Source organism: Pseudomonas sp. GD03862, from assembly GCF_029840855.1.
GTDB classification, from domain to species: domain Bacteria; phylum Pseudomonadota; class Gammaproteobacteria; order Pseudomonadales; family Pseudomonadaceae; genus Aquipseudomonas; species Aquipseudomonas alloputida.
Window position 1 is genome coordinate 1 of sequence record NZ_JAOCDI010000083.1, and the last position, 10590, is coordinate 10590.

A 10590-nucleotide genomic window follows, 5' to 3' on the forward strand; every position below is an offset into this window, starting at 1 on the left:
CCCGCGAAAGGGCCGGGCCTGCTGGCCAATTTCCACCAGCCGTTCACCGTTGCAGCTGCCACCGTATTCGCGGGTAAACCCGCTCCTACCACTGATCGGTGGCGGACACACATCGGTGATTGCGCGCAGGCCGCGTGTAGGAGCGGGTTCACCCGCGAAAGGGCCGGGCCTGCTGACCAATTTCCACCAGCCGTTCACCGTTGCAGCTGCCACCGTATTCGCGGGTAAACCCGCTCCTACCACTGATCGGTGGCGGACACACATCCGTGATTGCGCGCAGGCCGTCGTAGGAGCGGGTTCACCCGCGAAGAGGCCGGCACAGGCAGCAACCGTTCAAGCCGCGGCTCGGGCCTGCTCCAGCGAAGCGGCCAGCACCGCCACTTCCTGGCACTTCTGCACGGCCAGTTCCACTGGACTCTCCAGCAACGAACAGGCCGGCGCCAACCACAGCCGCTCACCCAGGCGTTCATGGGCTTCGTGCAGCAGCCCCAGGGTCTTGCCCAGATCGCAAGGCGAGGCGTTACGACCGTCGACCAGGCCCAGCGACAGTACCTTGTAGGCCGGCAGGCGATCGAGAATGGTCTGGTACTGCTCGGGCGCCTGAACCAGATCGACGTGCAGGCCATCGACCGGCAGGTTGGCGGCCAGGCCGAGGTTGCCCTCCAGGCCACCGAAGTACGTGGCGATCAGCTTCTTCAACGGTGCGCGTTGAAGGATGTTGTAAACGCGTTCATAGGCATTTTTCCAATCCTGGGGCAGGTCCTGGGCGAGGATGGGTTCATCGATCTGCACCCATTCAACGCCATGGTCGGCCAGGCGGTTGAGGAGCTGGTCATACACGGGCAGCAGGCGGTCAAGCAGCTCCAGCTTGTCGAAGTCACCGCCCACGGTCTGGCCCTGCCACAGGTAGGTCAAGGGGCCGATCACTACCGGCTTGACTGCATGACCCAGAGCCTTGGCGTGCTCCACTTCTTCGAACAGTGGTTCCCAGTTCAGAACCAACGGCTGATCGCCTGCGCTAAGCACGTGGCTGTCCCAGGCGAAGTCGCCGACCGGCAGCAGCTCGATGCCAGCGTCTTTCTGCACCTGCCAGTGGCGGGCACGCAGCTCGCGGTCACGGCCGATGTGTGGAAAGCCCAGGTTATGTGCCAGTGCCATGTCTTGTCCCTTCAGCATGCTTGAATGAATGAGGGGATTCTCCGGCTGGCGAGGTATTGAGACAAACTCATTAAATTTGAGATGAACCCAAGAAATCTTCATGATCATGCTGTCATGGTCTTCGCGCCCCATGTCTCATTCAGATCACCACCTTGCGCATCCGGACATGACCCGGCTCGCCTTCTGCCGCACAATGCCACCCTGACCACACCAGGTGCCCGGCCAATATGAGCCTGCTGAAAACCGCCCTGCGCGAACAGAACTTCGTCTGCGTAATGGAGTTCGTCCCCAAGCCTTCCGCAGAACGCTTTGCCGCCATGGAGGCGATCCTGGCCCGTGCGCACCTATGCGGCTGGCCCATGACCGTGGCCATCGGTGATCGTGTCGGCAGCCCGCTGGACATGTCACCGCTGGACGCCCTCGCCTCGTTCAGCAACCCGGTGCCCGCCCTGCCGCATTTTTCAGGCAAGGATCGCGAACGCCACCACCTGCTCGCCCAACTGCAGCGTATGGACGCCGCCGGCCTCGACCAGCTGTTACTGCTGACTGGCGACCGCCTGCCCGGCCATGAACCTGGCCAGCGCCCGGTGCGTTATCTGGAATCGGTCGCCGCCCTGCAGGTTGCCCGCCAAGCCTGCCCGCACTGGCTGCTGGGCGCGGCGCTGAACCCGTTCAAGTACCACGAGGAAGAAGGCGGCGCCCAGTACTTCAAGGCCGAGAAAAAGTTGGCAGCGGGGGCTGACTTCCTCACCTTGCAGCTGGGCTTCGATGCCGCCAAGCATCAGGAAGCCATACACTGGATGCGCCGTCAGGCCTCACCCAAGCCCATGCTGGCCTGCCTCATGAGCCTCACCCACGGGCGCGCGGCGATGCTCGACCACGTGGCCGGCGTCACTGTCACGCCATCCATGCGCGACATGCTCGAAGCGGAGACGGCGCAGTCCAAGGCCTTTGCCCAGGCGCGCAGTGTTGACCGCCTGGCCTTGCAGATTATCGGTACAAAGCTGATGGGGTACGCCGGTGTGCACCTGTCAGGGGTTCACACGCTCGAACAGCTGCTGGCCCTGGAGGCCCGTATCGAGTACTGGCAAACCCAGGTTCAGTCCCTGGAGCAATGGGCACCGGCCTGGCACGCCAGCTGGCAGATGCCTGGCCTGCCGGCGGTGACCTTCCATCCGCCACAGGCTGGCTGGCGCCTGGACGAGTCACGGGTCGATGCCTCATTCAAGGAAAAAGCCCGCTATCACCTGATGCATGGCATGCACGCACTGCTGTTCAGCCGCCGCAACAGCCTGAGCAAGGCCTTCGGCTGGGCGGTGCGCCAGCCTCTGTGGGGTACACGCGTCGGCTCACACGTGCTGCACACGCTGGAGCGCAGTGTGAAGCGCCCGCTGGTGGGTTGCGACACCTGCGGCCGTTGCCGCCTGGAAGACACCTTGTATATCTGCCCGGAAACCTGCCCTAAAGGCCTGGCCAATGGCCCTTGCGGCGGAACCGCCCTGAACCGCTGCGAGTTCGGCGACCGCGAGTGCATCCACAGCGTCAAGTACCGCACCGCCAAAGCCGTGCGGCAAACTGCTGTGCTGACCGAACGCCTGATCCCGTGCATCGAGGTCGAAACCCGCCACCGCAGCTCATGGCCGCAGTGGTTCGCGGGGCAGGCGCCGCAGCGGCTCAGCCCGCAGCCATTGCCTCGAAGCCAGCCCGAATCGTAGCCTCGGGCAGTTCGTCGGCAATGAACACCATCACGCTCTCGCGCGCTTCGCCTGCGGCCCACTCGGCGTCCCAGTCGAAGCCATACAGCTTGAGCACGCCCTGAAACACCAGCTTGCGTTCCTCGCCGGCAATGTTCAGCACGCCCTTGTAGCGCAGCAGCTGTTTGCCGTGGGTTTCCAGCAGCTCGTTCATGAAGCTGCTGAGGCGGTCGATATCCAGCGGGGCTTCGGTACGCAGCACCATCGTGGAGATACGGTCCGGGGTGGCAGGCTTGAGCACCGGTTGCAACATCGGTTTCAGGTTCACCCCAAGGTCGGGGTTGAGGTTGAAACCGCGCACATCCAGTAATTCAGCCAGGTCGATGCAGCCGTGTTCGACCACACGGATCGCCGCCCTGCTATTGATGCGGGCCAGGCGTTCGCGCAGGGCTTCAACCGCAGTTGGCTCGACCAGGTCGGTCTTGCTCAGCAGCAGACGATCGGCAAAGCCGACCTGGGCCTGAGCGATGGTCTGGGTCAGGTGCAGTTCGGCATGCGCGGCATCGACAAGGGTGATGATGCCGTCGAGGATGTAGCGCTCACGCAGCTCTTCGTCGATGAAGAACGTTTGCGCGACCGGCGCCGGGTCGGCCAGGCCGGTGCATTCGATCACCAGGCGATCGAAGGCGATTTCCCCGGCATCCAGGCGTTCAAGCAGCAGGTACAGCGCGCGAGTCAGGTCGCCATGGATGCTGCAGCATACACAACCGTTGGCCAAGGTCATGACCTGCACCGGCTGGTCCCCCAGCAGTTGGCTGTCGATGCCGGCCTCGCTGAATTCGTTTTCGATCACGGCGAGCTTCAGGCCATGCTCGGCCTTGAGCATGTGCTTGAGCAAGGTGGTCTTGCCGGCACCGAGGAAGCCTGTGAGGACGGTTACGGGAATGGGCGTCTGCACGCAAAATACTCCTGAATCTGAAAATGACTGTGGGAGCCGGTTACCCAGGCTCCCACAGGTTTACACGTACCGCAGGCTCAACAGCACTTGGGCCCGGACTTGCCACCGTAACGTGCTTCCTGACGTTCGCGGAAGAACGCCTCGTAGCTCATCACCGGCTTGTCCGGATGCGTTTTCTGCATGTGTTCGACATAGTTGTCGTAGTCGGGCATGCCGACCATCAGGCGGGCTGCCTGCCCCAGGTATTTGCCCAGTCGACCCAAGTCGTTGAACATGATTGCAGTCCTCTCGATTACGCGTCAGGCAACGCCTGGAACGGGGTTTCCTTGTCGCTGCGTTCTTTGCGGCCCAAGGCGGCGTAGCCGACCTTGATGGCGAAGAACAGGATGCTGAAGACCACCAGCAGGAACAAGATCGTCAGGCCCGCGTTGGTGTAGGCGTTGAAGATCACGTGCTGCATCTGCCCGATATCCTTCGCCGGGGCCAGTACCTGGCCAGCGTCCAGCGCAGTGCTGTACTTCTTGGCCAAGGCCAGGAAGCCGACAGCCGGGTTGGGGTCGAACAGCTTGATCAGGCCTGCAGCCGTGGTGCAGATCAGCAGCCATACGGCCGGCAGCAGGGTGACCCAGATGTAGCGCTGACGCTTCATCTTGATCAGCACCACAGTACCGAGCATCAAGGCGATACCGGCCAGCATCTGGTTGGAGATACCAAACAGCGGCCACAGGGTGTTGATGCCACCCAGTGGGTCGATGACGCCCTGGTACAGCAGATAGCCCCAGAGTGCCACGCAGCCAGCGGTGGCGAGCAGGTTGGCCCCCCACGATTCGGTGCGTTTGAGTGCAGGCACGAAGCTGCCCAGCAGGTCCTGCAGCATGAAGCGCCCGGCACGGGTACCAGCGTCTACCGCCGTGAGGATGAACAGCGCCTCGAACAGGATCGCGAAGTGGTACCAGAAGGCCATGGTGTTTTCACCTGGCAACACCTGGTGCAGGATCTGCGCGATACCGACCGCCAGGGTTGGCGCACCGCCGGCACGGGCCAGGATGGTGTGCTCGCCGATGTCACGGGCAACGGCTTCGAGCTGCTCGGGTGTAATCAGGAAGCCCCAACTGCTGACGGTCTGCGCCACCGACGCGACATCGGTACCGACCACTGCAGCCGGGCTGTTCATGGCGAAGTACACGCCCGGCTCGATCACCGAGGCCGCTACCATGGCCATGATGGCGACGAACGATTCCATCAACATGCCGCCGTAGCCGATATAGCGGGCGTTGGTTTCGTTATCCAGCAGCTTGGGGGTGGTCCCCGAGGAAATCAGCGCGTGGAAGCCGGACACCGCACCACAGGCAATGGTGATGAACAGGAACGGGAACAGGGTCCCCTTCCACACCGGGCCGGTGCCGTCGGTGAACTGGGTCAGCGCCGGCATTTTCAGCTCAGGTGCGATGATCAGGATACCGATGGCCAGGCCAAGGATCGTGCCGATCTTGAGGAAGGTCGACAGGTAGTCACGCGGTGCCAGCACCAGCCACACTGGCAGCACGGCGGCGACAAAACCGTAGCCCACCAGCATCCAGGTGATCTGCACGCCGGTGAACGTGAACGCCGGGCCCCACACCGGGTCCGCAGCGATCACGCCGCCCAGCCAGATCGAGGCCAGCAGCAGTACCACACCAACGACCGAGATTTCGCCAATACGGCCCGGACGGATGTAGCGCATGTAGATGCCCATGAACATCGCGATCGGGATGGTCGCCATCACCGTGAACATGCCCCATGGGCTTTCGGCCAGGGCCTTGACCACGATCAACGCCAGCACCGCGAGGATGATGATCATGATCAGGAAACAGCCGAACAGGGCGATGGTGCCCGGGATTCTGCCCATTTCCTCGCGCACCATGTCGCCCAGCGAGCGCCCGTTGCGGCGGGTAGACAGGAACAGGACCATGAAGTCCTGCACCGCACCGGCCAGCACCACGCCGGCGATCAGCCAGAGCGTGCCGGGCAGGTAGCCCATTTGCGCGGCGAGTACCGGCCCGACCAAGGGGCCTGCGCCGGCGATGGCAGCGAAGTGGTGACCGAAAAGAATGTGTTTGTTGGTCGGGACGTAGTCCAGGCCGTCGTTGTTGAGCACCGCCGGGGTGGCACGGCGCGGGTCGAGTTGCATCACCTTGGTGGCGATGAACAGGCTGTAGTAACGATAGGCGACCAGGTAGATGGCCACTGCCGCGACCACGATCCACAAGGCGTTGATCGCCTCGCCGCGACGCAGGGCAACCACCCCCAGTGCGCAGGCGCCTATGACTGCCAGCGCCAGCCACGGAATATGGCGTAGCAGGCTATTATTGTTGTTCATGGTTAGCTTCCAGCTGGTGGATTGGAAAGACCGCCCACCGAGTCTAGGGCCAGTCAAGCGGCATTGCCACACTTGCTTCGTTCTAGAGCCTCTGCGGCCAGATTGCAGTACCTGATGCACATGCAACTCTAACTATAGTCAGGATGACACCTGATGACCTATTCGAGGATCCATGCCATGAGCGATCATGACGAACGCCGCCGCTTTCAACGCATCGACTTCGATGCCCCCACCGAGCTGCGCCAGGGGCTGAAACGCTGGCCTGCAAAACTGCTGGACCTTTCACTCAAAGGCTTGCTGATCGAACGCCCGGCAGACTGGGATGCCGACCTGACTCAGGACTTCGACGCCATCATCGACCTGGACAACGAGGTCCGTGTGCAGATGCAAGTCGAACTGCGCCACGAAGAGCCGGACCGCCTGGGCTTCATCTGCCTGTACATCGACGTCGATTCGATGACCCATTTGCACCGTCTTGTGGAATTGAACGTGGCTGACAGCACCGAAATGATGCGTGAGCTGCGCGAACTCATCGAATAATGAAATCTCTTAGCTAGCTAATAGCCCTCCCACCTGGTGTTTCTTGTCTACCCAGACAGCTTTAAGCCTGGGTAGCGATGCTTTGTACACACCCTTCTAATACAGCTTCTGCCAAGTTGGTACGCCTTCTGCATTGGGTTTTAGCACACCCTGCAGCCAGACCTGTTCGCGCTCCGATCAAAATATTGTATACAATTCTTGTGGCAATCATTTGTAGGAAGTGTCTACAGTAGCGGCACAACAATAAACAGAGAGCCTGCTCCATGACTACGTCCCCTAGCACGTCTCCCGCCAAGCGACCCGAGGATGAAAACCTCGGCCTTGGTGCCAACCTGGCCTATGGTCTGCAGCATGTGCTGACCATGTATGGTGGGATCGTCGCAGTACCCCTGATCCTGGGGCAGGCCGCGGGCCTGAATGGTGCCGAAATCGGCATGCTGATCGCCGCCTCGCTGTTCGCCGGTGGTCTTGCTACCCTGCTGCAGACCCTTGGCCTGCCGTTCTTCGGTTGCCAGTTGCCACTGGTGCAAGGCGTGTCGTTCGCCGGTGTGGCGACCATGGGTGCGATCCTGAGCAGCGAGGGGGGCGGTGGCCTGCCTGGGGTGCTCGGCGCGGTCATGGCTGCGTCGCTGATCGGCTTTCTGATCACACCGGTGTTCTCGCGCATCACCAAGTTCTTCCCGCCGCTGGTGACCGGCATCGTCATCACCACCATCGGTCTGACCCTGATGCCGGTTGCCGCACGCTGGGTAATGGGTGGCAACAGCGCCTCGCCGGAGTTCGGCAGCATGGCCAACATCGGCCTGGCCGGGCTGACCTTCGCCATCGTGCTGCTGCTGAGCAAGCTTGGCAGCGCCACCATCTCACGCCTGTCGATCCTGCTGGCCATGGTGGTCGGCACGCTGATCGCCTGGGCATTGGGCATGACCGATTTCAGCAAGGTCGGCGAAGGCCCGATGTTCGCCTTCCCGACGCCTTTCCACTTTGGCATGCCGGAGTTCCACATCGCCGCGATCCTGTCGATGTGTATCGTGATCATGGTCACCCTGGTGGAAACGTCGGCCGATATCCTCGCCGTGGGTGAGATCATCGACACCAAGGTGGACTCCAAGCGCCTGGGCAACGGCCTGCGCGCCGACATGGCATCTAGCATCCTGGCGCCGATTTTCGGTTCGTTCACCCAGAGCGCGTTCGCCCAGAACGTCGGCCTGGTGGCCGTGACCGGGGTCAAGAGCCGCTACGTGGTGGCTACCGGCGGCGTGATTCTGGTGGTACTCGGCCTGCTGCCAGTCATGGGCCGGGTGATTGCCGCCGTGCCTACCCCGGTACTGGGCGGCGCCGGTATCGTGCTGTTCGGTACCGTGGCAGCCAGCGGTATCCGCACCCTGTCCAAGGTCAGCTACAAGAACAACGTCAACCTGATCATCGTCGCGGCCTCGCTGGGCTTCGGCATGATCCCGATTGCCGCGCCGACCTTCTACCACCACTTCCCGAACTGGTTCGAGACCATCTTCCACTCCGGCATCAGCTCGGCGGCGATCATGGCCATCCTGCTGAACCTGATCTTCAACCATTTCACCACCGGCAACTCGGAAAACCAGTCAGTGTTCGCTGCAGCCTACGAGCGCACCATCCAGTATTCGGACATTTCCTCGCTGCGTGATGGGGACTACTTCAAGGATGGCAAGCTGTTCGATGCCGAGGGTAACGAAGTGCCGATGCTGGAACTGGACGAGCATGGCAATGAAACGGTCAGGCGCACGGCCGTTGCCGAGCACTGACGGGTTGCAGGAGCGAGCTTGCTCGCTCCTGCACGCTATTCGAACAATGCATCCAGCGCCTGTTCCAGCCGGGTAACGGCAATCACCTGCAACCCCGCAGGCGCTTCTTTCGGCGCATTGCCCTTGGGCACGATGGCACGCTTGAAGCCGTGCTTGGCCGCTTCCTTCAAGCGCTCCTGGCCACTGGGCACCGGCCGTACCTCGCCCGACAAGCCGATCTCGCCAAACACCAGCAAACCATGGGCCAGTGGCCGGTTGCGCAAGCTGGACATCACCGCCGCCAGCAGCGCCAGGTCCGAAGCCGTTTCCAGCACCTTCACTCCGCCGACCACGTTGAGAAACACATCCTGGTCATGGGTCGGGATACCGCCATGGCGGTGGAGTACCGCCAACAACATGGCCAGACGGTTCTGGTCCAGGCCCAAGGTTACCCGCCGCGGGTTGGCCAGATGGCTATCGTCGACCAGCGCCTGCACCTCGACCAGCATTGGCCGGGTCCCCTCCCAGGTTGCCATAACCACGCTACCCGGCACCTCTTCCTGAGTACGGTTGAGGAAGATCGCCGACGGGTTGGATACCTCCTTGAGGCCACGATCGGTCATGCCGAACACGCCCAGCTCGTTGACCGCGCCAAAACGGTTCTTGACCGCCCGCAGCAAGCGCAGCCGGCCATCGGACTCACCTTCGAAATACAGCACCGTGTCGACCATGTGCTCCAGCACCCTTGGGCCAGCCAGCGAGCCTTCCTTGGTCACGTGGCCGACCAGGAAGATTGCCGTACCGCTTTGCTTGGCATAGCGCACCAGCAACGCTGTGCTTTCGCGCACCTGGGCCACGCCGCCCGGGGCCGATTGCAACTGCTCGGTGAAAATGGTCTGGATCGAGTCGATCACCATTACCCGCGGCTTCTCGACCCGCGCCGTGGCAATGATCGTCTCGATGCAGGTTTCGGTCATCACCTTGAGCTGGTCCTGGGGTAGGCCCAGCCGCCGCGAGCGCATGGCCACCTGCTGCTGCGACTCCTCCCCCGTGACATACAGGGCCGGCATGCCCACGGCAATGTTGCACAAGGTCTGTAGCAAAATGGTCGACTTGCCGATGCCGGGGTCACCGCCAATCAGCACCACCGAGCCATCCACCAGGCCGCCACCCAGCACGCGGTCCAGTTCGGTGCTGCTGGTCGTGAAACGCGGGATTTCCTCGACACTGACTTCGGCCAAGGTCTTGATCTGCGCTTGCTGCCCTGTCCAGCCAGCGCGGCCGCTACTGGGTGCAGCAGCGCCGCCGCTTTCGATCATGGTTTCGACCAGGGTGTTCCAGGCCCCGCATTCGCCGCACTGGCCGGCCCATTTGGGGAAGGTCGCGCCGCATTCGGTGCAGCCATACAAGCGCTTGGCCTTGGCCATGGGTGGGGTCTCCTGGAAAAATTCGCCATGATAACTGAGCAGGACGTGTCTCGAACGCCTCGAGATGCGACAAAACTATTCGTTCTAACTGCAGTCAGTAGCCCTGAACACAACGCATGAAGCGTTTAAGTGGCTTACACTGCGTTAACCTCACCTTTTGTTACAAGGAACCAAACATGGGCGTGCTCAACGAGTTCAAGGCTTTCGCAGTCAAAGGCAATGTCGTCGACATGGCGGTCGGTATCATCATCGGCGCGGCCTTCGGCAAGATCGTCTCGTCCTTCGTCGGCGACGTGATCATGCCGCCACTGGGCCTGCTGATCGGTGGCGTGGACTTCAGCGACCTGGCCATTACCCTGAAGGCTGCCGAAGGTGACGTGCCAGCGGTGATGCTGGCGTATGGCAAGTTCATCCAGACCGTGATCGACTTCCTGATCGTGGCCTTTGCCATCTTCATGGGCGTGAAGGCGATCAACAAGCTCAAGCGTGAAGAAGCCGTGGCACCGACTACGCCGCCTGTGCCTTCGGCTGAAGAGACGCTGCTGACCGAAATTCGCGATTTGCTCAAGACGCAGAACCAGAACCGCTTGCCTTGACATTGGCGGGGGCGCTGGGGGGGCGGGCATGCTGGCGAAGAATCCAGTGCGGTGGATGGCACCGGCTTCGCCGGTGTTCGCGGGTGAACCCGCTCCTA

The 10590-nt window shown here is 62.0% G+C and carries 9 protein-coding genes; 4 read left to right on the top strand and 5 right to left on the bottom strand.

The window, feature by feature from the left end:
* Window positions 1–333: 333 nt before the first annotated feature.
* Complete coding sequence (locus N5D53_RS27080; protein ID WP_274142566.1) at window positions 334–1158, bottom strand: 5-methyltetrahydropteroyltriglutamate--homocysteine methyltransferase; 825 nt, start codon at window positions 1156–1158, stop codon at window positions 334–336.
* Window positions 1159–1385: 227 nt separating this feature from the next.
* On the opposite strand from N5D53_RS27080, the gene N5D53_RS27085 reads away from it, so the two are divergent.
* Window positions 1386–2873, top strand: coding sequence for a methylenetetrahydrofolate reductase C-terminal domain-containing protein (locus N5D53_RS27085; RefSeq protein ID WP_274142568.1), 1488 nt, complete (start codon window positions 1386–1388; stop codon window positions 2871–2873).
* Here N5D53_RS27085 and yjiA read toward each other — a convergent pair.
* From yjiA to N5D53_RS27100, 3 genes are all read right to left on the bottom strand, one after another.
* The gene (yjiA, locus tag N5D53_RS27090; RefSeq protein ID WP_274142570.1) at window positions 2833–3810 is read right to left on the bottom strand and encodes a GTPase; all 978 of its coding nucleotides are present in this window, start codon (window positions 3808–3810) and stop codon (window positions 2833–2835) included. The genes N5D53_RS27085 and yjiA overlap by 41 nt on opposite strands.
* A 77-nt stretch (window positions 3811–3887) precedes the next feature.
* Complete coding sequence (locus N5D53_RS27095) at window positions 3888–4085, bottom strand: YbdD/YjiX family protein (protein WP_003251633.1); 198 nt, start codon at window positions 4083–4085, stop codon at window positions 3888–3890.
* 17 nt (window positions 4086–4102) lie between these two features.
* The gene (locus N5D53_RS27100; RefSeq protein WP_004577217.1) at window positions 4103–6169 is read right to left on the bottom strand and encodes a carbon starvation CstA family protein; all 2067 of its coding nucleotides are present in this window, start codon (window positions 6167–6169) and stop codon (window positions 4103–4105) included.
* A gap of 177 nt (window positions 6170–6346) precedes the next feature.
* Between N5D53_RS27100 and N5D53_RS27105 the strand changes: the two genes are divergently transcribed.
* Window positions 6347–6709 carry a PilZ domain-containing protein gene (locus tag N5D53_RS27105; RefSeq protein ID WP_029615590.1) on the top strand — a complete coding sequence of 121 codons (363 nt, stop codon included), beginning with the start codon at window positions 6347–6349 and terminating at the stop codon, window positions 6707–6709.
* Window positions 6710–6972: 263 nt separating this feature from the next.
* Window positions 6973–8490, top strand: a complete 1518-nt coding sequence (locus N5D53_RS27110; protein ID WP_274142572.1) for a nucleobase:cation symporter-2 family protein — start codon at window positions 6973–6975, stop codon at window positions 8488–8490.
* Window positions 8491–8525: 35 nt separating this feature from the next.
* Here the strand turns inward: N5D53_RS27110 and radA are convergent, their stop codons facing one another.
* Complete coding sequence (gene radA / locus N5D53_RS27115; protein ID WP_003251626.1) at window positions 8526–9896, bottom strand: DNA repair protein RadA; 1371 nt, start codon at window positions 9894–9896, stop codon at window positions 8526–8528.
* Window positions 9897–10072: 176 nt separating this feature from the next.
* Between radA and mscL the strand changes: the two genes are divergently transcribed.
* The gene (gene mscL, locus N5D53_RS27120) at window positions 10073–10492 is read left to right on the top strand and encodes a large-conductance mechanosensitive channel protein MscL (protein WP_014592354.1); all 420 of its coding nucleotides are present in this window, start codon (window positions 10073–10075) and stop codon (window positions 10490–10492) included.
* Window positions 10493–10590 lie beyond the last annotated feature (98 nt).